The sequence below is a fragment of the Gallibacter sp. Marseille-QA0791 genome (genome assembly GCF_965119705.1).
Classification (GTDB): Bacteria; Bacillota; Clostridia; order Peptostreptococcales; family Anaerovoracaceae; genus Lentihominibacter; species Lentihominibacter excrementipullorum.
The window spans coordinates 284,324-307,874 of sequence record NZ_CBCPMH010000001.1 but is presented as its reverse complement, the minus strand read 5'-3'; the positions used below and the strand labels follow the sequence as shown (position 1 = coordinate 307,874).

The 23,551-nt window shown below is 49.4% G+C and carries 23 protein-coding genes; 3 read left to right on the top strand and 20 right to left on the bottom strand.

What is annotated here, in order from left to right; genetic code table 11:
- Positions 1–38 precede the first annotated feature (38 nt).
- The 4 genes from rsmD to ACQY69_RS01495 form a co-directional block, all read right to left on the bottom strand.
- Positions 39–575 carry a 16S rRNA (guanine(966)-N(2))-methyltransferase RsmD gene (rsmD, locus tag ACQY69_RS01510; RefSeq protein ID WP_428258026.1) on the bottom strand — a complete coding sequence of 179 codons (537 nt, stop codon included), beginning with the start codon at positions 573–575 and terminating at the stop codon, positions 39–41.
- 139 nt (positions 576–714) lie between these two features.
- Complete coding sequence (locus tag ACQY69_RS01505; protein ID WP_428258025.1) at positions 715–915, bottom strand: small, acid-soluble spore protein, alpha/beta type; 201 nt, start codon at positions 913–915, stop codon at positions 715–717.
- 88 nt (positions 916–1,003) lie between these two features.
- Complete coding sequence (gene recG / locus ACQY69_RS01500) at positions 1,004–3,043, bottom strand: ATP-dependent DNA helicase RecG (protein ID WP_428258023.1); 2,040 nt, start codon at positions 3,041–3,043, stop codon at positions 1,004–1,006.
- On the bottom strand, positions 3,044–3,445 hold the full coding sequence (locus ACQY69_RS01495) for an Asp23/Gls24 family envelope stress response protein (protein ID WP_428258022.1): 402 nt from the start codon (positions 3,443–3,445) through the stop codon (positions 3,044–3,046).
- A 94-nt stretch (positions 3,446–3,539) separates the two neighbouring features.
- Between ACQY69_RS01495 and ACQY69_RS01490 the strand changes: the two genes are divergently transcribed.
- The gene (locus tag ACQY69_RS01490) at positions 3,540–3,746 is read left to right on the top strand and encodes a hypothetical protein (protein WP_428258020.1); all 207 of its coding nucleotides are present in this window, start codon (positions 3,540–3,542) and stop codon (positions 3,744–3,746) included.
- Between the two features lie 38 nt (positions 3,747–3,784).
- On the opposite strand, the gene rpmB is transcribed toward ACQY69_RS01490, so the two are convergent.
- The 4 genes from rpmB to ACQY69_RS01470 form a co-directional block, all read right to left on the bottom strand.
- Positions 3,785–3,976, bottom strand: coding sequence for a 50S ribosomal protein L28 (gene rpmB / locus ACQY69_RS01485; RefSeq protein ID WP_428258019.1), 192 nt, complete (start codon positions 3,974–3,976; stop codon positions 3,785–3,787).
- 197 nt (positions 3,977–4,173) lie between these two features.
- Positions 4,174–4,707, bottom strand: a complete 534-nt coding sequence (gene nrdG / locus ACQY69_RS01480; RefSeq protein WP_428258017.1) for an anaerobic ribonucleoside-triphosphate reductase activating protein — start codon at positions 4,705–4,707, stop codon at positions 4,174–4,176.
- The gene (locus ACQY69_RS01475; RefSeq protein ID WP_428258016.1) at positions 4,704–7,061 is read right to left on the bottom strand and encodes an anaerobic ribonucleoside triphosphate reductase; all 2,358 of its coding nucleotides are present in this window, start codon (positions 7,059–7,061) and stop codon (positions 4,704–4,706) included. Before ACQY69_RS01475 ends, nrdG begins: the two co-directional genes overlap by 4 nt.
- Positions 7,062–7,320: 259 nt before the next feature.
- Positions 7,321–7,854: a GNAT family N-acetyltransferase gene (locus ACQY69_RS01470; RefSeq protein WP_428258015.1), complete on the bottom strand. Its 534-nt coding sequence runs from the start codon at positions 7,852–7,854 to the stop codon at positions 7,321–7,323.
- Between the two features lie 122 nt (positions 7,855–7,976).
- Here ACQY69_RS01470 and ACQY69_RS01465 point away from each other — a divergent pair, with 122 nt between their 5' ends.
- A complete protein-coding gene (locus ACQY69_RS01465; protein WP_428258013.1) occupies positions 7,977–9,362 on the top strand; it encodes a hypothetical protein in 1,386 nt (461 codons plus the stop codon).
- A gap of 9 nt (positions 9,363–9,371) precedes the next feature.
- Here ACQY69_RS01465 and ACQY69_RS01460 read toward each other — a convergent pair whose 3' ends face one another.
- From ACQY69_RS01460 to cls, 6 genes are all read right to left on the bottom strand, one after another.
- Positions 9,372–9,818: a PaaI family thioesterase gene (locus tag ACQY69_RS01460; protein WP_428258011.1), complete on the bottom strand. Its 447-nt coding sequence runs from the start codon at positions 9,816–9,818 to the stop codon at positions 9,372–9,374.
- A 73-nt stretch (positions 9,819–9,891) separates the two neighbouring features.
- Positions 9,892–10,134, bottom strand: a complete 243-nt coding sequence (locus tag ACQY69_RS01455) for an RNA-binding S4 domain-containing protein (RefSeq protein WP_428260988.1) — start codon at positions 10,132–10,134, stop codon at positions 9,892–9,894.
- Positions 10,135–10,229: 95 nt separating this feature from the next.
- A complete protein-coding gene (locus tag ACQY69_RS01450; protein WP_428258009.1) occupies positions 10,230–10,508 on the bottom strand; it encodes an HU family DNA-binding protein in 279 nt (92 codons plus the stop codon).
- A gap of 180 nt (positions 10,509–10,688) precedes the next feature.
- Complete coding sequence (locus ACQY69_RS01445) at positions 10,689–12,317, bottom strand: putative polysaccharide biosynthesis protein (RefSeq protein WP_428258007.1); 1,629 nt, start codon at positions 12,315–12,317, stop codon at positions 10,689–10,691.
- Between the two features lie 2 nt (positions 12,318–12,319).
- A complete protein-coding gene (locus ACQY69_RS01440) occupies positions 12,320–13,609 on the bottom strand; it encodes an amidohydrolase (protein WP_428258006.1) in 1,290 nt (429 codons plus the stop codon).
- 60 nt (positions 13,610–13,669) lie between these two features.
- Positions 13,670–15,220, bottom strand: coding sequence for a cardiolipin synthase (gene cls, locus ACQY69_RS01435; protein WP_428258004.1), 1,551 nt, complete (start codon positions 15,218–15,220; stop codon positions 13,670–13,672).
- A 176-nt stretch (positions 15,221–15,396) separates the two neighbouring features.
- Between cls and ACQY69_RS01430 the strand changes: the two genes are divergently transcribed.
- A complete protein-coding gene (locus ACQY69_RS01430) occupies positions 15,397–15,888 on the top strand; it encodes a stage V sporulation T C-terminal domain-containing protein (protein ID WP_428258002.1) in 492 nt (163 codons plus the stop codon).
- 445 nt (positions 15,889–16,333) lie between these two features.
- Here the strand turns inward: ACQY69_RS01430 and hpt are convergent, their stop codons facing one another.
- From hpt to tig, 6 genes are all read right to left on the bottom strand, one after another.
- The gene (gene hpt / locus ACQY69_RS01425; RefSeq protein ID WP_428258001.1) at positions 16,334–17,224 is read right to left on the bottom strand and encodes a hypoxanthine phosphoribosyltransferase; all 891 of its coding nucleotides are present in this window, start codon (positions 17,222–17,224) and stop codon (positions 16,334–16,336) included.
- 6 nt (positions 17,225–17,230) lie between these two features.
- On the bottom strand, positions 17,231–17,818 hold the full coding sequence (yihA, locus tag ACQY69_RS01420) for a ribosome biogenesis GTP-binding protein YihA/YsxC (RefSeq protein ID WP_428257999.1): 588 nt from the start codon (positions 17,816–17,818) through the stop codon (positions 17,231–17,233).
- A complete protein-coding gene (gene lon, locus ACQY69_RS01415; RefSeq protein ID WP_428257998.1) occupies positions 17,799–20,249 on the bottom strand; it encodes an endopeptidase La in 2,451 nt (816 codons plus the stop codon). The genes yihA and lon overlap by 20 nt, the downstream gene beginning before the upstream one ends.
- 67 nt (positions 20,250–20,316) lie before the next feature.
- Positions 20,317–21,606, bottom strand: coding sequence for an ATP-dependent Clp protease ATP-binding subunit ClpX (gene clpX, locus ACQY69_RS01410; protein WP_428257996.1), 1,290 nt, complete (start codon positions 21,604–21,606; stop codon positions 20,317–20,319).
- Between the two features lie 17 nt (positions 21,607–21,623).
- Entirely contained in the window at positions 21,624–22,205 is a 582-nt protein-coding gene (gene clpP, locus ACQY69_RS01405) for an ATP-dependent Clp endopeptidase proteolytic subunit ClpP (protein ID WP_428257995.1), read from the bottom strand.
- A 24-nt stretch (positions 22,206–22,229) separates the two neighbouring features.
- Positions 22,230–23,513 (bottom strand): trigger factor, encoded by a 1,284-nt coding sequence (gene tig / locus ACQY69_RS01400; protein WP_428257993.1) that lies wholly within the window; start codon positions 23,511–23,513, stop codon positions 22,230–22,232.
- Positions 23,514–23,551: the final 38 nt, after the last annotated feature.

Genomic DNA, 23,551 nt, shown 5'->3' with positions numbered 1-23,551 from the left:
GAAATTACTGTTAATTATATCATGGATTCCAGCCCGGTTCAACAATATATTGACAGCATGACTATCCCGTACTTTCGTTCCTTTACCTTACGATAACCCTGGAGCTCATCCGGGAACCGTTCCTCCTTTCGATGTTCCGCCACGATAACGCCGCCGTCGCTCAGCAATCCTCTCTCACGTATCAACTCGAAACATGGCTCCATCAACCCTTTGCCATAGGGAGGATCCAGCAATATTATATCGAAAGTCCCCCGGACATTCATAAGCAGCTTTCTGAAATCTCCAGGCATCACTACCGCGCCGTCCTCAGCTCCGCAATGGGCTATGTTCTCCTTTATCAGTCTTATGCTTTCCCGCGAGTTATCTCCGAATACACACTCGTCGGCGCCCCTGCTGAGAGCCTCTATCCCCAGATTGCCCGTCCCCGAGAACAGATCCAGCACCCTGCTGCCATATATCTCTTCCGCCAGTATGCTGAACAGAGCCTCCTTGACCTTGTCAGTAGTCGGCCTTATGGAATAGTCGGACGGTGTCTGCAATTTTCTCCCCTTGTAATCTCCCGCTATTACCCTCATATCTTCCTCCTGCATGTCGTTTTTTTCATTTTACCACCAAACACCTTCCTTATCCACCGGAATTGAAAAAGAGATATTTACATTGAGGCAAATATCTCCCTTTCTCATTAGTCTGTTCTCTTAATGTCTCGAGCCGCGCTTATTTTCCGGCCAGCTGCTGTTCAGCCATTTCGACTAACTTCTTAGTCATATAGCCGCCGACATAACCATTTTCTCTGGCTGTAAGGTTTCCCTTGTCCGCCTGTTCATAATTGGCCATGCCCAGCTCATTGGCAACCTCTGTCTTGAGGTTCTTAAGTGCGGGCTTCGCATTCACATTCATCTTGTTCTGTAATGCCATTTGTTCTCACCTCCTGTAGTAATAATTTAACCCGGGGTGAAAAAAGTATTACATGCAATTATTTCATGCGCTTCCGCCATTTCCCATGCTAAAGATCAAGATTCAGATCCTCTCCGAAAAGCCTGGTTATTCGCCGCTTCAGACCGCTGTTCTCCGCCGATTCCAGCTTCGGATCCTTTTCCAGTATGACCTTCGCTTCACCTCTGGCATGATTCATTATTTTCAAATGCCTTGAAAGATCCGCTATGTTCAGATCCGGGAGTCCGTGCTGTCTGGTACCGAATATCTCGCCCGGCCCCCGCAGCTTCAGGTCTTCTTCAGCGATGAAAAATCCATCCGACGAGCGTTCCATTATCTCACCGCGTTTTTTTGCGATTTCCGACTGACCCTCGAATATGAGGAAGCAGTATGACTTTTCCCTGCCTCTGCCTACACGGCCACGAAGCTGATGGAGCTGAGCCAGGCCGAATCTCTCGGCGTTCTCCACTACCATCACGGTGGCGTTCGGGACATTTATCCCCACTTCTATGACTACTGTGGCCACCAGCACATCGATGCTTCCACGGTGGAACGCATCCATTATCTCATCCTTTTCCGCCTGTTTCATTGCTCCATGTATGAGCGACACACGATATCCTGAGAAACGCTTCCGCAGCTCCTCCGATACCTGGAGCGCCGATCTGGCATCCACAGACTCGGATCCCTCTATTAGAGGTGTCACCACATAAGCCTGCCGCCCCATCTCCAGCTGTTTTTTCACGAAATCGTAACACAGATCCCTTTTCTCCTGCCCGATGCTCCTGGTCCTCACCGGCTGTCTTCCAGGAGGGAGCTGGTCTATCACCGACACGTCCATATCTCCGTAAAGGACTACCGACAGAGTCCTTGGGATAGGCGTCGCTGTCATCACCAGCACGTTGGGATTCCTGCCCTTTTCCCTGAGCTTTACCCTCTGTCTGACCCCAAACCTGTGCTGCTCGTCTGTTATGACCAGCCCCAGCGCCGCAAACTCCACCTCCGGCTGTATCACCGCGTGAGTGCCGATGACCACCTGGACTTGCCCTGTCTTTATCTTCTCCAGAGTCTCCCTCTTTTCGGCAGCTCCGACGGAGCTTGACAGGAACCCAACTCTTATACCATGCGCCCGGAAGGCGCTTCCTATCCCGTCGAAATGCTGTCTTGCCAATATCTCTGTGGGTGCCATAAGCACCGCCTGCCATCCGCTTTTCACAGCCTTATACAACGCAATCTCGGCTACCGCCGTCTTCCCGGAGCCCACATCTCCCTGCACCAGCCTGTTCATGGCCTTTTCACTTTCCAGATCCTCTTCTATTTCTCTGACACACCGGCTCTGAGCCTCTGTAAGACTATAAGGCAGCGAATCTATGTATTCAGATATGTCTGCGTCACGGGAAAAAGCTATGCCATCCTTTCCCTCCTTAGCGGCGGCACGCGCGGCCATCATTCCCGTCTGCAATACCAGGAGCTCGTCGAATATAAGCCTGTACTTGGCTTCCAGCAGCGACTGCTTCTCTTCAGGAAAATGGACGTTTTCCAGCGCGTACCGCAGACTGCACAGCCTGTTGGCCGACTTCATCTCATCGCTGAGGAAATCTTCGGCTTTCTCATACAGAGGCCTGACAGCCTCCTGCCAGTTTCTCATTTCCCGCTGGCTTATACCTTTGGTCAGAGGATACACTGCGAGAATACCGCTTCCGGCTTCCGAGGCCCGTTCGAATTCCGGATGCACCATCTGCAGCTTCCCGAAGTTTCTCGAGACTTTACCGAAGAAGAGATATGATTCTCCTTGCTTGAAGACGTTTTTCAGATATCTGGCATTGAAAAATATCACTTCCATGGAGCCTGTATCGTCGCTCACCAGAAGCCGCAGCAGCTGCTTCCCGCCACGCCTGTATCCGTCTGGGACTATCATGGTAACACGAGCTTCCACGGCTCCGGTCATATCTTCCGCCAGCTGCCCTATCCTGAGCCTGTTCCTCCTGTCTTCGTAATCTCTCGGAAGGAAGAACACCATGTCCTCCAATGTCCTTATATTGAGTTTTTCCAAAGCCTGCGCCTTCTTTGGACCCACTCCCTTCAGCTGAGTCACCTTATCCTTCAGCTCCATCTATCTGCTCACCTCTATATGTCTCTTCACGATATTCCTGGCCACCGTCCCTGTGACTATCACCGTCACTTTGGCCGGTTTCCGGCCCATGGTTTTCTCCACATTCTCATATATATTATCTATTATCCCCTCCGTGATTTTTTTGATGCTGACGCCAAAACGGACGGTGATATACACCGTGATATCCACACCCTCATCCGTGTCTTCCACCCGCACGCTGCCGGCGTCTTCATCACAGAGATTCATCCTCGACGCCAGCCCCGAAGCGACGCTCTGGTACCTGCCTCTGTAGTTCAGCAGCTCGACTTTGCCGCTGAAAGGCTCGATAGAATCAGCGACGAGTACGCCTATTATACCGGGAGAAAACCGTATATCTCCCAGCTTTGTCTCCATGTTCAACATAACAGCCTCCTCTGTCGTTATTTTATCACAATGACGCGAATAATACATGCACAATGTGAACAGCGGCTTCATAACATGAAGCAGGGTGGATGATATGAACAGACAAAATCACAAGTGCTGCGTACCGAAAAGGAAGCGAAAAAAAAGAGGCTGTCGCGGCAAAGACGGGAAGATAGGACTCGCCATGCTGCTGCTGGGCGCCTTTACCGTTTTCCTGCTGGTGTTGCCGCTCAGATACTGGGTGCTGCTTCTGAGCGTTGCCCTCATAGTCTTCGGCATCGCATTGTTGCGAAAAAGCTAAAAAAATAACGCCCACATAAGTGAGCGTTGACTTTTAAGCTAGATGGCACGGTTTACTTTGCCTGATCTGAGGCATCTCGTACATACCTTGGCTTTTCTGACCGTTCCGTTTTCTTCGATCTTCACGTTCTGTATGTTCGCATTCCACTTTCTTCTAGTGTGTCTGTTGGAATGTGATACATTGTTGCCGGAAACCTGTCCCTTTCCGCAAATTTCGCACTTTCTCGACATCTGGCGCACCTCCTTGTATATCCGGTATCAAAAGTTCTTTCAACTTTTTCTCTCGACAAAAATCTGTTCTTTCGCGCCGCCCGGGCCATTTCAGCCTCAGTTCGGACTCGAACACATGACATTATATCACAGCAAAAACACAAACACAAGAACTTTTTAGACCGCTTTCACGTTTCGCGTTGATTTCACGTTGATTTTCAATGTCTGACACCTGTGTCCTGTTCCCATATGACGATATCGCCCGACTCCCTGGTACGGTTCATATCGATGAGCCGCTGATTGGAACTTCCTCTGAACTGAAGCGTAAGATCGCGCAGACTTTCCTCGAAAGGACCGTCTATCAGCAGATCCGTCAGCTCCAGCAGCCCTTTGACATGGATATCCTTCTCGGCCATCTTCATCAGCTCTTCATAAGTAAATCCGCTGAACACAGTCAGTGAAAGACCTCTGTCCTTCACTTTCCTTCCCATGTTCTCGAAGGCTTCTGCCTGGCAAAAGGGTTCGCCGCCGGAAAAGGTCACTCCGGACAGAATGGGATCCTTGTCTATTTCCTCCATCAATCTGTCTACGGAACAGTCAGAGCCTCCCTTAAAATCGTGAGTCTCAGGATTGTGACATCCCGGACAACCGTGGGGACAGCCCTGACAGAATACAGTGAACCGTATCCCCGGGCCATCCACGATAGACTCTCTCACGATCCCTGCCAGTCTCAGGACCTCTCCGCCGCTCATTGCAGTGTCTCCATTTCAGTGCTGAGATTTTCGACGCTGTGTTTTACCCTGTCCTTTTCCTCCGCCGTCTTGGCGTCGTTCCACTTGTCCATGGTCCCTACCAGATATCCGGTGATACGCCTTATCCTCTCAAAGCCCTGGTCTCCGTCATCTTCAGTCCTGTGGCAATGCGGACACTCGTTGTCGATTATTCCCGTGTAACCGCAGACAGGGTCTCTGTCCACAGGATGGTTGATCGATCCGTAGCCCACTCCGCTCTCCTTCATACACCTTACTACCTGCTCGAAGGCGTCCAGGTTCTTGCACGGATCGCCGTCCAGCTCGACGTACGTTATATGGCCTGCGTTGGTGAGCGCGTGATACGGAGCCTCCAGCTTTATCTTGTCAAAGGCGTTGATATTGAAATATACAGGGATATGGAAAGAGTTCGTATAGTATTCTCTGTCAGTGACACCTTCTATCACTCCGTATTTCTCTCTGTCTATCCTGACGAATCTTCCGGAAAGCCCTTCCGCCGGCGTCGCTATCAACGTGTAATTGAAGCCCGTTTTCCTGGACTGCTCATCCATCTTCTGTCTCATGAAACCTACTATCTCCAGCCCCAGCGCCTGAGCCTCCGGACTTTCGCCGTGATGAACACCTATCAATGCTTTGAGACACTCCGCCAGGCCTATGAATCCTACAGTCAGCGTACCGTGTTTCAGCACCTCCGCCACCGAATCCTCCGGCTTCAGTTTATCAGAATCCAGCCATATCCCCTGGCCCATCAGGAACGGATAGTTCTTCACCTTCTTGGACGCCTGTATCTTGTATCGCTCCATCAGCTGGTCTATGCAGAGATCAACCTTCCTCTCCAGCTCCTCGAAAAACCAGTCCACATCTCCATGAGCCTTGATGGCTATCCTCGGCAGATTGACTGACGTGAAGCTGAGGTTTCCTCTGCCTCCCACTACCTGTCTGCTGGGATCATATACGTTACCTATCACTCTCGTCCTGCATCCCATGTATGCCACCTCCGTGTTAGGATCACCCTCATGATAATACTGGAGATTAAACGGAGCGTCTATGAAGGAAAAGTTGGGGAAGAGCCTCTTGGCCGAGACCCGGCACGCCAGCTTGAACATATCATAGTTGGGTTCGCCCGGGTTGTAGTTGATCCCATCCTTTATTTTGAATATATGTATCGGGAAAATGGCAGTCTCGCCGTTCCCCAGACCGGCCTCCGTGGCCAGCAGTATGTTCTCGATTATCATCCTTCCTTCAGGAGACGTATCGGTACCGTAGTTGATGGACGAGAATGGTATCTGCGCTCCGGCTCTGGAATGCATAGTGTTGAGGTTGTGGACAAATGCCTCCATGGCCTGATATGTGGCTCTCCTCACCTCTTCATTGGCATACTTGGTCGCCTTCTTCTGGAGCTTGTCAATGAACTTTTCATCTATTATCTCTTTCAGGTACTCTCGCTCTATGTCCTTATACCCGTTGTCGTCAGCAAGTATAGGATAAATATCGCGCTCCTCCATTATCCTGGCGCCGATATCCTTGGTCTTTTCCACACCATCATCTATATCAAAAAGCAGGTTGAGCATTTTCCCCAGATTTGTCCAGTACAGCTTCCTGTACGTCTTCTTGACACCGTTGGCCATGCCATAATCAAAATCAGGTATGCTCTGACCACCGTGCTGGTCGTTCTGATTGGACTGTATCGCTATACACGCCAGAGCCGCGTAGCTCTGGATGTCATTAGGCTCCCTGAGAAATCCGTGTCCGGTAGAAAATCCGCCTTTGAAGAGCTTTTCTATATCTATCTGACAACATGTGGTAGTCAGAGTGAGGAAATCCATGTCGTGGATATGGATGTCTCCCTCTCTGTGAGCTTTGGCATGCTCCGGTTTCAGCACGAACATCTCATAGAACTGCTTCGCGCCCTCTGAACCGTACTTGAGCATGGTCCCCATGGCCGTATCGCCATCTATATTGGCGTTTTCACGCTTGGTATCGTTGTCCTTTGCTTCCTTGAACGTCAGGTCCTCATATATCTTCATGAGCCTGGTGTTCATATCTCTCACTCTGGTCCTCTCCGCCCTGTAGAGGATATACTCCTTGGCTGTCCTCGCATGTCCGTTCTCTATAAGTACCTTCTCCACCGCGTCCTGTATCTGCTCTACAGTAGGTATCTCGTTGTGGCAGATCTCCAGCAGATACACCTCTACCTGTCTGGCCAGGTATCTGGCCATATCGTAATCCTTTCCCCCCAGGACCTGAGCCGCCTTATATATGGCGTCCGCTATCTTATCGATATCGAAGTCCACCGTTCTTCCGTCACGCTTTATTATCTGTTTTATCTGTTCCATACTCTTCACCTCTAACTGACCACTACATATTGTTACCTTTTGATTTACAAGATTAAATTATACACAAAATGCAGACACAGTCAATACTAAAGCAATGTATTTTATTGTACTTTTTTCCTCTGTCATTTTTCGCTTTTTCCCCTTCCATGCGAAAGCTGTTGCATCGAAAGAGCCTCCGGATTTTCCGAAGGCTCTTATATTTACATAATATAGTTTTAGGTCTCCTTTAGGCACGTGTGCCTGATCACAAATCTTCCGGTCAGTCCTTCTCTCCGAAAAACTCCGAACGGAGTATGGACATGAATACCAGATCGTAATACTGGCCATTTTTCTTAGTGGCGTGACGACCTGTCCCCTCCTGTCTGAAGCCGATGCTCTCGTACAGCGTATGGGCCCTCTTGTTTCCCACATAGTGGTCTATAGTCACCCTCTCCATATGGAGGAACGTGAAGAAATATTCCAGCAGCTCATTGATTATCTCCCTGGCGATCCCCTGTCCCCACAGCTCCGTCTCGCCTATATAAAACTTGGTGATGTCCAGGCTGTCGCTCTGAGTGTCGACCCTGGAAACAAACACCCTTCCTACCGGTCTGTACGTTTCCCGCTCGACGATAGTGAAATCCATCCTGTCCTTGCTGAATTTATTGTATATGGCTTCAGTCACCACTTCTTCGTAGCTTCTCTCCTCATCATATGTGAGATACTTCGTGACCATCGGGTCATTTTCCCATCTGACGAAATATTCGTAATCGCCGAACTCCGGCTCCCTTATGAGAAATCTCTGAGTCTCCATATCTTCTCCTTAATAATTCCCGTTTCGATAAAGATTCATACAATCTCTACAATTTATTTTCCGCATGTGTTATTATATTATTATATAAAAAATGATAATAACAGACAAGGAGAAATATCGGCATGAAGAGATATTTGCTACTGATAACACCACTTATACTGATATTCACCATGGTTTTGAGCAGCTGCTCTCTGGAAGAAATGTCAAGGGACAGCGAGCTGAACGCCGCCGCCGAGGCTACATACGATGAGCTTAGTTCCACATTTTCCGGCGAATCGGGACAATTCTCCCTGGTTACGGAGTACCTCAAATCATGGGCCAATAAGAACGAAATGGACGTTGCGGAAAATCAGGATCACTACATGGTACTGACCAACTCTGCCACGGCCGGCTGTGAAAGCAGCCAGTCCACAGTCCTCCAGTGCCCTGTCAGGACCAACGATTTCAACAATTCCATGCAGCCCCTCGCCATAGCCCTTACATCGCTTTTGGGGCCTGAGGAGCACGGCGACATCACACTGATAATAACCGAGATAGACGACGGTCAGCTTATCGGAGCATCTTCCGTCGATTCAAAATACTATCAGTGCGACAATTTCATAAACCTGGATTTCAACAACGATGTGAGCCTGGTGACCTCCGGAGCCTACGAGATGACCAGCACTATGACTACTCCTGTGGAAACGGCCGAGCCGGCATATTCTCATGCCTTTGCCATAACCATGTCCATATCCGGCTATCACGACCCTTTCGATTTCGACCAGCGCTATCCGAACCCTGTCGAGACCATAGGGAGTCTTCTTGCTACGGAAAAAAGCTCCGGTCAGCTTTTCAACCTGGCTTCATTCGAGTGTGAATCTGCCGATGGATACACGCCTACCTCCGCAACTGCTGTGGTCATCGTGGACAGCAACGATGTAGACAGTTTTACCAGAAGGTTCAATTCATCCTACAACAACATGAAGGACAGGTTCGAGAACCTCAACGACAATTTCGTATATACTCTTACGGAAACGACTATACCGGAAACAGTGATGAGCAGTCAGAGCAGCGATAACATCATAAGCCTGATGTACACCCTCCAGACAGGCATATATCGTCAGGATGAAAATAGCGGCGACATCATTGCCGCCGCAGGTATATCATCTGTCACTACATCGGGCGGAGCTTTCACCCTCACCATGGTATCCAGGAGCACAGACAGCAGCGTCATGGATGAGATGTCACAGGAATTTCTCACCACATCGGGACTGTGCAACATATCCTATTCAGCGACAGATCCATTCATGACATGGAGCTCTGACAGTAAAAACGGCGCCGGACCATTCCTCACCGATGCCCTCGGCTCCGAGGAATCCATCATCGACTCCACCGTGAAGAGCAGCGAATGCGGTATCTTTTCATCAAAAGCCGATGACCTGAATATCATCTCATATCAGTGCAATATCAACCACATGGACGCGGCGCTGACCAATATACTGAATTTCATCGACAGCCTGAATCCATGATGATGTCCCTCACCTGTCCAAACGGAAAAAATTAGCGGTAGCCGAAGCCAGCGGCTTGCCGCTTTTTTCGTCGTAGGCAATAGCTCTCACCCTTACTATCGTTCTCCCCGGATGGACTATCTCTGTTTTGAACAGATATGATTCTCCCAGAAACGGCCTTATGAAGCTGACACTCAGATCTGCCGTAGAGATGTTTTCCGAATCGGAAAAAGCCAGCACTGTCATCCCCATGGCCGTATCGAACATGGCCGATATGGCCCCGCCATGTATCTCTCCTCTTTCATTGGTTTCCCATCCGTACCGTCTGAATCCGATCTCCGCTGTCATACGCTCCTCATCGAAGCCATACAACTCCGGTGCCAGCAGCGTATTCATGTTTTCCTTAGGGTTGTTTTCTATTTCCTCTGAAATAGCACTCATCCGCGCCTCTATCTCTTTTCTCGTCTTCTTCACCATAAATACCTCTGTTTCCTACATGATAAGAGCCTCCTGCCGGATGTCATCGATGACTCTGACAAAGAGGCCCTGCTTATTCTATAACTTCATACATGGACGCCGCGTCTTCCTTCCGGCACGGATCCTTCAATTCCAATACCCTGACCCGAAGGCTCCCGTTCCCGAAGCTTATATATATATCGTCGCCCGTGTCCACCTCATTCCCCGGTTTGGCGACCTTCCCGTTCACCGTTATCCTGCCTTGTTCGCACGCTTCCTTGGCGACGGTACGCCGCTTGATTATCCGGGAGTTCTTCAGGAATTTATCTATCCTCATATATCCTCCTCTCCCGCTCTTCATCGTCCTCCGCTAAAAAAGAAAAGGGTAAACGAGTTACCCTTTGTTTTCCATTCTTTATCGTTGTCCGCCGCTTATTTGTTCACAGCATCCTTCAGAGCCTTGCCAGCCTTGAATACAGGAGCTTTTGAAGCAGCGATCTTGATGACTTCTCCCGGTTTTCTAGGATTTCTTCCCTGTCTTGCTTTTCTCTGACGAACCTCGAAGGTTCCGAATCCTATGAGCTGTACCTTCTCGCCCTTTACCAGAGAGTTTTCTACGCTTGAAACGAAAGCATTAACAGCCAATTCGGCGTCTTTCTTTGTAAAACCAGTCTTTTCTGCAACTGCAGCTACTAATTCCGCTTTATTCATCAATAAATCCTCCTTAAAAATAATAACCTCATGTATTTGCGCCAAATACCCATTTGACACCCGGCATCACTACCATTGCACTTTGCCTATGCACTATTTTCCCATCTTTCAAGTTGTTTGTCAAGCTGTTTTAGGTCAAAGACCGCTGTTTTTTGTGTAAATATCAACGTTTTCACACGCTTACCATAATCTCAGTTTGTCGCATATGGATACTATCTTTCTTCCGAAAGAGATATCCATCAGCTCCTCTCTTCTGATGGTTTTCGTCCTGAGAACCATCAGACCGTATACGACCACGCCGATAAATATAGCTATCAGCGTAGCTGTACCGCTGCTTCCCAGGAGACTGTCGAGGCCCATATATACCAATATCACGACAGCACCCATCACCAGAGCTGATACCAACGGCTTGATGACCGTAAGCCCCACCGGGAATCTGACACCGCTGTACTTTCTGATAACGATGATATCCAGTATCATAGCTATCAGATATGCCGTTGCCGAACCGATGGCCGCTCCCTTCACATTGATGAACGGGACTGCCGTAAGCGTCCATGTGACGATAAACTTGGCCGCCACTCCGATGCACAGGTTTATCACAGGCAGATGCTGCTTTCCTATCCCCTGCAGTGCGCCTGTCATAGTAGTTATTATAGCCAGAAATACGAATCCTATCGAATAAATCTGAAGACACGGCGCCGCCCCGATCGCGCTTGCTTTCTGAGATGAATAGAGAAGCGTCAGTATAGGCTCAGCCAGCACGAACATCCCCACTGCTGCCGGGAAAGCTATGATGGTAGTCGTCCGCATGCCCAGCGATATATGTTCATGCAGCTCCTTTCTGTTCCCCAGTCTGTGGGCGGCCGAGACCATAGGCACAAGACTCATCACTATGGCCGTCATGAACACCTGCGGAAACTGTATCACCGGCGACGCGAAACCCGTCAGCTGTCCGTAAAGGCTCTCGGCAGCGGTCGCGTCCCACCCCGAGGACAGAAGTCTGGTCTGCACGATACCCGCGTCTATCAGGTTGACGATAGGCATTATGGCCGCTCCGATAGTTATTGGAATAGCTATTGCCGCTATCTTTTTCAGAATGGTTTTGGAAGACTCGTGCTCCCGGGTCCTGTCTCTCTTTATCCTCAGCTTTATCTTCCTTCTGGACACCATGTAGACGATGAGCATGACAGCCAGGCCTCCTATGGAGCCTGCGCTGGCTCCGAAGCAGCCTCCTGCCGCTCCTCGCTGCTCAGCTGTATATCCCAGCATCTCGAACTGACTGCTCAGCATCAGATGAGCCAGAAGAAGTCCGAAAACCACCCTGAAGAGCTGTTCCGCAACCTCCGATATAGCCGTCGGCCTCATCTCCTGCATCCCCTGGAAATATCCTCTGTATGACGACATTATCGGAACCAGGAGCAAGGCTATGGCCGTCGCCCTCATGGAAAGAGCCGAGCCTGGCAGGTTTATCAGCTCCGCTATCAGCTCATTGCAGAAGAACAGCACGATGAACCCTATGATGCCGATTATCATCATCAGCGTCCTGGAAAGCCTGAACACACGCTCCGCTTCCCTGAACTGGCCTACGGCATACCTCTCCGAAACCATCTTGGAAATGGCTACGGGCAAGCCTGCCGTAGCGAACACCAGGAGAAAACTGTACAGCGAATATGCCGGAGAATAATTAGCCATCCCTATGGATCCTATCATATTGGCCAGCGGTATCCTGAACACAGCTCCCAGCAGTTTAACGATGATACCCGCGGCAGCCATGACCGCCGCGCCTTTTAACAGTGATTTTTTACCCATGATCAAAGCCTTTCAAGTATATTTTCGGTCGCCTTCTCGACCTGGTATATGGTCTTCTCGATGTCTATGGTGGTGTACTCCCCTTTTTCCCAGAGGACTTTACCGTCCACCAAGGTCATCACCACATCGCTTCCTGAACTAGAATATACCAGATTGTTGATGAGACTGTGAACAGGATGCATATTCGCTCCTGAAATATCCAACATTATCACATCTGCCTTATATCCCTCTTTCAGCGACCCGCTGTCATACCGGCCCTGTGCTTTCGCTCCCCCCGCGGTGGCCGCTCTCAACGCGTCTTTGGCCGATACAGCCGTAGGATCTCCTGTCGCGACCTTACAGCCTATCATCATCGTCTTTATCTCCTCGATAAAATCAAGGCTGTTGTTGCTGGCCACACTGTCGGTGCCGATGGCCAGATCGACGCCTTTTTCCAGCACCTTCTTCACATCGCATATACCGCTGGCCAGTTTCATATTGCTGACAGGATTGGCAGCCACAGTAACGCCTTTCTTCCTGAATATGTCCAGATCCTCCTCCGTGGACCACACGCAGTGAGCCGCCACTGTCGGCACGTCGAATATACCTGCCTTTTCCAGATAGGCCGCCGGAGTAAGTCCATGGCGTTCCAGACATTCCCGGTGCTCCGTCGCCGTCTCCGACACATGGACCTGCATGTTGACATCTCCCAGAGAGCGGGCGTGATCCGCCAATGCCTCGGCAGTCGCAAGATCTGATGTATATTCGGCGTGAAGGCTCATATCCACTTTTATCCTTCCCTCTGCAGCGCCATGAAATTCACGGTAAAAATCCTTCATTTCCCGGAAGCTTTCCAGACTTTCAGGCCGAATGCCCGCAGGATTGACCACAGACCTGGAAATATTGTCCTTTGCCCCGCTGTCGATAACGGCCTTCGCCATATCCTCGCAGAAATAATACATGTCGCTGCTGGAGACTATGCCAAACTTCAGCGACTCAGCCATAGCCAGCATGGTAGCCCAATATACTGCCTGCGGATACAGCTTATCCTCAAAAGGGAATATCTTCTTCGTAAGCCAGTCCTGCAGCGCCATGTTTTCACCGTACCCGCGCATCAGCGTCATAGGAGAATGAGCGTGAGCGTTGAAGAAACCGCTCATCAGCAGGCGGCCCCGGCCGTCTATCTCCCTGTCATGGCTCTCTGCGGGAGGTTCATTCCCGATATATGATATATGATCTCCCGTTATCGATACATACCTGTGTTCTTCTATCTCCATATCCTCATTCAATATGGTTATATCCTTAAAGAGCATATCTTCCTCCTCTTTCCTTTTGTATCCGCCGCCTGACTGAGACCGATCTTTCCCTTTCGCCTACATGAGGGGAGCGATGAGCCTCAACGCCCTGCCGATTATCCTGTATATGATATTATATTGATTACAGTTCTCCATAGTCACCTTCTGACATTTTTCCAGAGTCATCTGGAAGTCATTCTCGATATCGCCTATGACCGGATTTTTCCATATATATGCCGCGCACTCGAAATGCAGGTACAAACTTCTGAAATCCAGATTTATGGTCCCGACGACAGCCTTTTCATCATCACTGGTAAAGACCTTGGCGTGGATGAAGCCCGGTGTATACTCATAAAGCCGGACGCCTTCCGTTATCAGCTCCTTATAGTGAGTCCTGGCCAGCCAGTACGCATATTTTTTATCAGGGATATGTGGCAGTATTATCTTCACGTCTACTCCCCGCTGGGCGGCAAAGGTGATGGCATTGAGCAGCTCCTCATCCAGTATCAGATAAGGCGTCATGATATGGACGTATTCATTAGCCGTGTTTAGTATATCCAGATATACGTTCTCACCTACGTTCTCACCATCAAAAGGGCTGTCACCGTAAGGCACCACATATCCGCCGTTCCTCATGGACGCGTCGTAACGTTCTTCGCCGGTGTACATATATCTCCCGTAATTTTCCTTCCGCTTCTCCTCGATGTTCCACATTTGCAAAAACATCAGCGTGAAGTTATTGACTGCTTTGCCCTTGACCATGATAGCCGTGTCCTTCCAGTGACCGAAGCGTACTTTCTCATTGATATATTCGTCCGCCAGGTTCACCCCGCCCGTAAAGGCCGTGTGACCATCTATCACCAGTATCTTTCTGTGATCCCTGTTATTCTGGTGTGTGGCCAGAAACGGCATCATAGGAGAAAATATCTTGCACTTTATGCCCAGCGCTTCCATCCTCCTGTTATAGTTCTTCGGAAGCAGGGACAGCGTACATGTGCCGTCGTACATAAACCTGACTTCGACACCTTCTCTGGCCTTTCTGACCAGGATGTCCAGGATAGTGTTCCACATATGCCCCCGTTCCACGATAAAATACTCCAGGAATATGAAATCCCTGGCCCTCTCCAATTGATAGATCATCTCCTTGAATTTATCCTCTCCCAGAGGAAAATACTTGATGCTGGCGTTGCCATAGGCCGGATATTTTCCTTTATCGTGGATATATCTGAAAAGACCTGCCTCCGGCTTTGACGTCTCATAGACCTTTTCCATCATGGCCCTGTCTGGAAGCAAAAACGGCCTCTCTTCCTCCACCAGCTCCCGGACCCTCCTGGATATGAACCTGGTGCCCGGCTGTAGCCTGGTATATATGTAAAATGTAACGCCTGCCACCGGAACAGCCAGTATGAATATTATCCACATCAGCTTGAAGCTGCTGTTCTGCCTTACATTCAACAGATACATCAGTATGATGACGGCCAGAAAACCACACATGTAGTTGAAAACCAATATCTGCCTGTCCAGTATCATGAACCCGCCGAAGAGTATCATCACCTGGATGAACAACAGCAGCACCAGTATCGTCGTCCGTCCGAATATTATCTTCCACAGACCTCTGAGTCTTCTCATAAATTCTCCTGTCCCTGTCGATACCCGGCCCGCGCCGCATATCTCTCGAAAATCATAACTATATAAAATGTTACTTCATGCGCTGAAAAAAGTCAAAGACTTTCACATGTATATTTAAACAGCTTTTACAGACAATACTTTTAGAAAAAACGAAAAACACGACGGAGGAAGTTATAATGAAAGCAACCGGAATAGTAAGGAGAATAGACGACCTGGGACGGGTGGTGGTACCCAAGGAAATACGGAGAGTACTGAGGATACGCGAAGGCGATCCGCTGGAGATATATACCGGCACCACAGGAGAAGTAATACTGAAGAAATACTCTCCTATCAGCGAGCTGGGGCAAATCGCGGAAGGCTTTGCCGAATCAGCCTCTTCCATCCTGGGACTGCCGGTCCTGGTCTCCGACACGGATCGCTTTGTCGCCGTTTCAGGTCTCAAGCAGAAGGACTATATAAACAAGGCCATCGACGCAGACCTGGACGATATAATACAGAGCAAGGACAAATATGAGACCACCTCCCGGGTGGTGATCCCTATCCTTTCCAATGGAGATCCTATCGGCTCGGTGACAGTGCTGCCACCGGAAGGCAGAGATCTGAGCGATCTGGAGATAAAGACAGCAGAGCTGGGAGCAGGCTTTCTGGCCAAACAGATGGAAAGCTGAAGCCCCGGCGTAAGTCCCAGGCTCAAAGCCCTCGAGGTATACAAATGTCATTCAGTTAATAGCATTCACGGAACCCTGTGTTGGACACAGGGTTTTCCTTATGCGAGGAAGGATAATCTGCCATATTCAGCAACGATATTTATACTGCAAATGCGAGCTTCGCAGCTTTCCCGTATAAAAATCCATCCTCTCTTCCCCCTAAAACCCGCTGAATTTATACTGTTTTGGCTATGCACCAGTGGACACCGTACAATTTCAGCGAAAAAATCCGCAAAATGCCGGTACCTCCTTATACGGAAAATGTCGAAATGTCTTCTAAAAAGGATAAGTCAAATTCCAAATACTGTAAATTCACTTTTTCAATGATTGCATGAATGGAAAATGCCGGGAAATCACCGTCAAAAGCGCGATTCCCCGGCATGTCGTCTGTCATCCCATCATCTCGTCAGTCCATCATTCTGTCGCTCTCTGCCAGATATGTAATGTAAGGAAGGTTCCTGTACTTCTGGGCGTAGTCCAGTCCGTAGCCTACGATAAATCTGTCATCCACCGTAAAGCCTATGTAGTCTGCGTCTATATCGACCGTCCTTCCCTCGGGCTTGTCCAGCAGCGTGCATATCTTCACTGCCTTCGCGCCTTTATTGAAGAGATAACACTTCAGATAGCTGAGAGTCCTTCCCGAATCGACGATATCTTCGACTATTATCACGTTCCGCCCCTCTATTCCCGTATCCAGATCTTTCACTATCTTGACCACACCTGATGATCTGGTGGACGAACCGTAGCTGCTGACCGCCATGAAGTCGATAGTCATCTCAAGCTGGATATTTTTCATCATATCGACCATCCACATGACGGCGCCCTTGAGAATTCCTACCAGCAATATCGGCTGACCTTCAAAATCCTTCTCTATCTGCCTGGCTATCTCCGCTGCTCTCTCCTCTATCTGCTGTTGAGTTATCATCACGCTGCCGATGGTTCCATTTGCCATTCCCTTATTCTCCTCTTTTTTCTTTTCGTCTTCCTTCACTTCATATTCCACGTCGTCGACGAAAGTCTTTCCCCGATATTTTTTTGAATAATCCTTTGTCTTGCCTCCCATCCAATACTTGTCCAGCTCGTTTCTCAGATACCAGAGAATGCACAGCCAGATTATCAGGTCATCTACCCAGGCGATAGGAAAGAGTATGGGCGGTATCAGATCAATAGGCAGGAACAGATAAATGATACCGAACACGATGAGAGCTTTCTTCCTCTTGGGCACAGATCTGTCGGCCATCATGAACTTGATGGCCTTGATCCTCTTGATGATCACCCTGAGTCCAAAATACTGCATCTGTCGCTATCCTTTCAATATCCTTTCCATCTCCTCAAGAAGCGCTTCATGGCCTGTTTTTTTCAATGAAGACACTGGTATCACCACCGTATCCGGCTCCAGACCCAGCGTCTGTCTTATGAGCTTTATCTGCTTCGCCCGCTGATTGACGGAGATCTTATCAGCCTTGGTAGCCACCACAGGTCCGTTCAGCCCGTAATGCCGCAGATACGCCTGCATCTCCACATCCTGTCTGGAAGGGGCGTGCCTGATATCCACCAGCTGGATGACACAGGCCAGATTACCACGCTTCTCAAGATAGGTCTCCATCATATCGCCCCAGCTTTCAGAGACCGACCTCGACACTTTTGCATAGCCATACCCGGGCAGATCCACGATCCTGAATCCATCGTTTATCCGATAGAAGTTTATAGTCCTGGTCTTCCCCGGGCTCCCGCTGACTCTGGCCAGGTTCCGGCGTCCGGTCAGCAAATTGAGAAGAGATGATTTGCCGACATTGGAACGTCCGGCAAATGCTATCTCCTTCATATCTCCCTGAGGATATTGAGATGGCTTCACAGCCACCGCTTCTATCTCAGCTTTTTTTATCATCATTGGCTGTATCCTTTTTCACATTTCGCTTCGAAGGTTTCCCGGAATCCTTCACCAGTACTTCCCTGAGAGCATCGTCTACATTTCTCAGCAGCACGAATTCCATATCGTTTCGTACCACCTCAGGTATATCCTGTATATCCACATCGTTGTCCTTAGGGAGCAGTACCTTTCTGATGCCTGCCCTATGAGCGGCCATCACCTTTTCCCTGATCCCTCCCACCGGGAGCACCTTGCCTCGCAGCGTGATCTCACCGGTCATTGCGATATCCTTTCTTGCCGGTATACCTGTAAGTGTGGAAATTATGGCGGTGCACATGGTCACGCCGGCTGACGGACCGTCTTTTGGGATAGCCCCTTCAGGAATGTGTATATGCAAGTCATACTTCTTGTAAAAGTCTTCATCTATCTTCAGCTTCCTGCTTACCGATCTTATATAGCTGACTCCTGCTTTGGCTGACTCCTGCATCACATCTCCCATCTGGCCTGTCAGCACCAGCTTCCCGCTGCCGGGAACCGCTGTAGTCTCTATGAAGAGAGTATCTCCGCCTACTACAGTCCATGCCAGTCCGGTGGTCACGCCAACTTCCTTCTCACCCTTTATGATATCAAACCTGAATCTCTTCTTACCCAGCATCTCCTCCACTTTCTTACCGGTGATGCTGACCTTCTTCGTCTCTCCGCAGACCACATTTTTAGCTACCTTCCTGCAAAGGTTGCCGATCTCACGTTCCAGGTTTCTCACACCCGATTCCCGCGTATAATAATTTATTATGGTCCTCAGTCCCTTCTCCGTGAAGGAGATGTTCCTGCTGGTGAGGCCATTTTCCTTCACCTGCTTAGGCACCAGATACCTTTCCGCGATGTTCAGCTTGTCTTCCTCAGTATATCCGCTGACCTCGATGACTTCCATCCTGTCCAGCAGCGGCCTCGGTATGGTACTGGTAGTGTTGGCAGTGGTTATGAACATCACCTTTGACAGATCGAAAGGCACTTCCAGATAGTGATCGGTGAAATCCTTGTTCTGTTCGGGATCCAGCACTTCCAGCAGCGCAGACGCGGGATCGCCTTTATAGTCGGCACCTATCTTATCCACTTCGTCGAAGAGGAATACAGGGTTCTTGGTCCCGCTATCCTTTATAGCGTTGATTATCCTTCCCGGGATAGCTCCGATATAGGTCCTCCTGTGACCTCTTATCTCGGCCTCGTCTCTCACCCCGCCCAGGGACATCCTGACGAATTCCCTTCCTATGGATCTGGCGATACTTCTGGCGATGGATGTCTTACCTACTCCCGGAGGTCCCACCAGACAGAGTATAGGGCCTTTGAGTCCTCTGGAAAGCTGCATCACGGCCAGATATTCAAGCACTCGCTCCTTTACCTTGTCCAGGCCGTAATGGTCCTCGTTGAGGATCTCTTCAGCCTTGTTCAGATCTATATTGTCTTCACTTTCCGTGTTCCACGGCAGCGATAAAATAGTCTCGATGTAATTCCTGCTTACGTTGGCTTCAGCCGAGGATGGCTGCATCTTGGAGAACCTGTTTATCTCCTTTTCCACCTTGTCCCTGGTCTTCTCCTCCAGCTCAAGAGAATCCAGCTTTTCCATGAAGCCGGCCACCTCGTCTTCTACGTCTTCCGCTACGCCCAGCTCTTCCTGGATAGCCCTCATCTGTTCACGCAGATAGTACTCACGCTGATTCTTGTTTATCTGAGACTTGACCTTGCTGGAAATATCCTGTTCGATGTTGAGTATCTCTATCTCCTTGGTCAATATGGAATTGAGCTTCTCCAGCCTCTCCTTGGGGTCAAGGGTCTCCAGCAGGATCTGTTTGTCTTCCAGCTTTATCTCCAAATGAGATGCGATCATGTCAGCCATCCTGCCCGGATCTTCTATGGTCACAACCGTGGCGAATATCTCCGGAGCCAGATTCCTGTTGATATTGATATACTCGTCAAAATTGGAGAGTACAGTCCTCATCAGAGCCTCGGCTTCGGCATCGTCAGCCGGATATACGGGCTCCTCTATCTTTCTTATCCTGCACTTGAAGTAAGGGACCTCGAACATCACCTCTTCTATCTCGCCTCTGCATACGCCTTCCACCAGCACCCTGATGGAATCGCCCGGCAGCTTGAGCATCTGCTTTATCTTTCCCACGGTCCCTATGTGATAGAAATCATCAGGGGTAGGCAGATCCGTATTGTCGTCCTTCTGAGACGCCAGGAATATATGCTGGTTCATCACCATAGCCTTTTCCAGCGCGTTGATAGACTTCTCCCGCCCTATGTCAAAATGGAGCACCATGTTCGGGAATACCGATAACCCCCGCAGCGGTATCATCGGCAGCTCCATCATTTCATCGTCTAAAAAATCATTTTCCATTCGTTCTTCGTCTTTGTTGTTATCTATGTCAACAGATCGTTTATTGTCATCCATATCATATGACCTCCGTCTTTCTTTTACTTTTTATGCAAAAGGCGACTTAAAAAGCCGCCCATATCTGTTACGCCGTTTCTGCCGTAGCTTTATTTGCTTTAGCGCGCTTAGGCTCGGCCAGCACAAGTTCGGGATCCTTCTCCGCTTCCACGGTCTCCCTGGTTATTATGCACTTGCTGACATCGTCTCTTGACGGCAGTTCGTACATTATATTGTTCATGATCTTCTCCATGATGCCTCTCAGGCCTCTGGCTCCCGTCTTTCTTTCAAGAGCCTTTTCCGCGATGGCCTCCACCGCGTCGTCCCTCACCTCCAGCTCGACTCCGTCCATGGAAAACAGCTTGTTATACTGCTTGATGAGAGCGTTCTTAGGTTCCGTGATTATCTCCACCAGCGCTTCCTTGGAAAGCTCTTCGAGAGTCACCAGCACCGGCAGCCTTCCTATGAATTCAGGAATGAGCCCATATTTGAGAAGATCCTCCGGCTGTATGTGCTTCAGCAGATCCGCCTGCTTTACTTTATCCGCCTCGATATTGGAATTGAAGCCTATGGTCTTCTCTCCTATCCTGTTCTGTATCACCTTATCCAGGCCATCGAAAGCGCCTCCACAGATGAACAGCACATTGGTGGTATCGAACTGGAGAAAATCCTGATGAGGATGCTTCCTGCCGCCCTGCGGAGGAACATTGGCCACCGTACCCTCCAGTATCTTCAGTAAAGCCTGCTGTACGCCTTCTCCACTGACATCTCTGGTGATGGACGGATTTTCCGATTTTCTCGATATCTTATCTATCTCGTCCACATATATTATGCCTCTCTGGGCCTTATCTATATCATAATCAGCAGCCTGAATAAGCTTGAGAAGTATGTTTTCCACATCTTCTCCCACATACCCGGCTTCCGTGAGGGCTGTCGCGTCAGCGATAGCAAAAGGCACATTGAGTATCTTTGCCAGTGTCTGAGCCAGCAGCGTCTTCCCCGAGCCTGTAGGCCCCACCATTATGATATTGCTCTTCTGTATCTCTACGTCATCGTCGGCCGCCGCTACATAGTTTATCCTCTTGTAGTGATTGTAGACAGCCACTGAAAGGGCCTTTTTGGCGTCCTCCTGACCTATCACATATTCCGACAATATGTCGTATATTTCCTTCGGCTTAGGCAGCCTTTCAGGACTTTCCGCCAGCTGACCGCCTTCGCCTGCATACCGCTTGTCTTCCGCAGCCAGTATTTCCTGGCAAAGCTCTATACATTCGTTGCAGATGTAAACCCCTGATCCGCTGATTAATCTCTTCACCTGACTTTGAGGCTTTCCGCAGAAAGAACACCTCAATTCATTGTTCTCGTCGTATTTGCTCATTGATTATCCACCCCTGTCTATCTGTCTTTTATTACCTTATCGATGAGACCATATCTCATCGCCTCATCTGCCGACATGAAATTATCTCTGTCGGTATCCCTGGCTATGATGCCGAGAGGCTGGCCGGTATTTTCACTGAGTATCCTGTTGAGCTTTTCTCTTGTCTTCAGGATCCACTCCGCATGTATCTTTATGTCCTCAGCCTGTCCCTGGACTCCTCCCAGCGGCTGATGGATCATTATCTCGGCGTTAGGCAGCGCGAAACGCTTTCCCTTAGCGCCTGACGAAAGCAGAAAGGCTCCCATACTGGCCGCCATCCCCACGCATATGGTGGAAATCTGGGGCTTGACATACTGCATAGTGTCGTATATAGCCATTCCGGCGGTCACAGAACCGCCGGGACTGTTGATATATATGTTTATATCCTTATCCGGATCTTCCGCTTCCAGAAACAGCAGCTGAGCCACCACCAGACTGGCGATGTGATCATCTATCGCCTCTCCCAGAAAGATTATCCTGTCTTTCAAAAGCCTGGAATATATATCGTAGGATCGCTCTCCCCTGCTCGTCTGCTCAATAACATATGGTACTAATGCCATAATCCGGACCTCCTTGTTTCAAGTCTATTTCTTCACAGCGCTGTCGTACATCATGTCGACAGCCTTTCTCACTTTGATGTCGCCTTCGATCATGCTGAGGTTAGCTTCTCCTATAATCTCCCTCAGCTTATCGACCTCAAGACCGTACTGCTTAGCCATTCTCTCCAGCTCTGCATTGACCTCTTCTTCCGTCACCTGGAAATCCTCCTGCTCCGCCACGGCGCTGACGATCATCCTGGTCTTGGTCTTCTTGAACGCCTCATCCTTCAGTTCGTCTCGCATCTCCTTAGGGTCTTTCCCGAGATACTGCATATAAGTGTTCAGATCCAGACCCTGGGAACGCAGCTGCTGGTCGAATTCGGAGATCATATTGTCGATCTCGCTTTCCACCATCACGTCAGGGACGTCTATGTCGTTAGCTTCGAAAACCTTCTCGATGACTTTGTTCTTCATGGCGTTCTCTGCTCTGGACGCCTTGGACTTTTCCAGTTCTTTCCTTATGTCCGCCTTATACTCGTCGAGGGTGTCGAACTCGCTGACATCTTTCACGAACTCGTCGTTGATCTCAGGGACCTCTTCCTCCTTAACTTCATGTACCTTGCACTTGAACACGGCTTCCTTGCCTGCCAGATCCTCGGCATGATAATCCTCAGGGAACGTTACCTTCACGTCCTTATCCTCGCCTGTGCTTACGCCTATCAGCTGCTCCTCGAATCCCGGGATAAAAGTGCCTGATCCCAGCTTAAGAGGCTGTCTTTCAGCCGTACCGCCTTCGAACTGCTGGTCGCCTACCCAACCCTCGTAATCGATGAGGACTGTATCGCCTTCTTTCGCCGGTCTGTCCACTGTCACCATCCTGGAATTTCTCCTGGCTCTGGCCTTCAGCTCGTTTTCCACGTCCTCGTCGGTCACTTCAGAGCTTACCGCTTCGATCTCCACTCCCTTGTAATCCTTTACCTCGATCTCAGGATAGCATTCCACGGTTATGGTCACCGTAAAGCCTTCGCCCTTCTTTATCTGGCTGAATTCCGCCCTAGGGCTGTCTATCACGTTGAGCTCCAGTTCATCGAGAGCCGACGGATAATTTGCAGAGAAAAGATTGTTGATGGCGTCCTCGAAGAACACTCCTTCTCCGTACTTCTTCTCTATGATGCTCCTAGGCGCCTTGCCCTTCCTGAAACCATCTACGCTGAACCTGTCCTTCTGTGCTTTGTAAACATTTATTATCGCGTTTTCGAATTCCTCCGGCGTAAACTCCATTGTGAACTTCGCATCGTTGTTTTCTTTTGAGATTAATGTTGATTTCATGAATATATATCCTCCTCGATTATAAACACATAGTTCAT

Excerpts from the sequence above, each read along its gene's own strand:
- ACQY69_RS01445 (WP_428258007.1), bottom strand. The coding sequence starts at position 12,317 with ATGGGTAAAAAATCACTGTTAAAAGGCGCGGCGGTCATGGCTGCCGCG.
- yihA (WP_428257999.1), bottom strand. The coding sequence starts at position 17,818 with ATGATGATAAAAAAAGCTGAGATAGAAGCGGTGGCTGTGAAGCCATCT.
- recG (WP_428258023.1), bottom strand. The coding sequence starts at position 3,043 with ATGGAGCTGAAGGATAAGGTGACTCAGCTGAAGGGAGTGGGTCCAAAG.
- hpt (WP_428258001.1), bottom strand. The coding sequence starts at position 17,224 with ATGCAGTATTTTGGACTCAGGGTGATCATCAAGAGGATCAAGGCCATC.
- clpP (WP_428257995.1), bottom strand. The coding sequence starts at position 22,205 with ATGGCATTAGTACCATATGTTATTGAGCAGACGAGCAGGGGAGAGCGA.
- tig (WP_428257993.1), bottom strand. The coding sequence starts at position 23,513 with ATGAAATCAACATTAATCTCAAAAGAAAACAACGATGCGAAGTTCACA.
- cls (WP_428258004.1), bottom strand. The coding sequence starts at position 15,220 with ATGAGAAGACTCAGAGGTCTGTGGAAGATAATATTCGGACGGACGACG.
- ACQY69_RS01470 (WP_428258015.1), bottom strand. The coding sequence starts at position 7,854 with ATGGAGACTCAGAGATTTCTCATAAGGGAGCCGGAGTTCGGCGATTAC.
- rpmB (WP_428258019.1), bottom strand. The coding sequence starts at position 3,976 with ATGTCGAGAAAGTGCGAAATTTGCGGAAAGGGACAGGTTTCCGGCAAC.
- ACQY69_RS01460 (WP_428258011.1), bottom strand. The coding sequence starts at position 9,818 with ATGGTGAAGAAGACGAGAAAAGAGATAGAGGCGCGGATGAGTGCTATT.
- ACQY69_RS01440 (WP_428258006.1), bottom strand. The coding sequence starts at position 13,609 with ATGCTCTTTAAGGATATAACCATATTGAATGAGGATATGGAGATAGAA.
- ACQY69_RS01465 (WP_428258013.1), top strand. The coding sequence starts at position 7,977 with ATGAAGAGATATTTGCTACTGATAACACCACTTATACTGATATTCACC.
- clpX (WP_428257996.1), bottom strand. The coding sequence starts at position 21,606 with ATGAGCAAATACGACGAGAACAATGAATTGAGGTGTTCTTTCTGCGGA.
- rsmD (WP_428258026.1), bottom strand. The coding sequence starts at position 575 with ATGAGGGTAATAGCGGGAGATTACAAGGGGAGAAAATTGCAGACACCG.
- ACQY69_RS01430 (WP_428258002.1), top strand. The coding sequence starts at position 15,397 with ATGAAAGCAACCGGAATAGTAAGGAGAATAGACGACCTGGGACGGGTG.
- ACQY69_RS01450 (WP_428258009.1), bottom strand. The coding sequence starts at position 10,508 with ATGAATAAAGCGGAATTAGTAGCTGCAGTTGCAGAAAAGACTGGTTTT.
- nrdG (WP_428258017.1), bottom strand. The coding sequence starts at position 4,707 with ATGAGCGGCGGAGAGGTCCTGAGACTGGCAGGGATCGTGAGAGAGTCT.
- lon (WP_428257998.1), bottom strand. The coding sequence starts at position 20,249 with ATGGATGACAATAAACGATCTGTTGACATAGATAACAACAAAGACGAA.
- ACQY69_RS01495 (WP_428258022.1), bottom strand. The coding sequence starts at position 3,445 with ATGTTGAACATGGAGACAAAGCTGGGAGATATACGGTTTTCTCCCGGT.
- ACQY69_RS01455 (WP_428260988.1), bottom strand. The coding sequence starts at position 10,134 with ATGAGGATAGATAAATTCCTGAAGAACTCCCGGATAATCAAGCGGCGT.
- ACQY69_RS01490 (WP_428258020.1), top strand. The coding sequence starts at position 3,540 with ATGAACAGACAAAATCACAAGTGCTGCGTACCGAAAAGGAAGCGAAAA.
- ACQY69_RS01475 (WP_428258016.1), bottom strand. The coding sequence starts at position 7,061 with ATGGAACAGATAAAACAGATAATAAAGCGTGACGGAAGAACGGTGGAC.
- ACQY69_RS01505 (WP_428258025.1), bottom strand. The coding sequence starts at position 915 with ATGGCATTACAGAACAAGATGAATGTGAATGCGAAGCCCGCACTTAAG.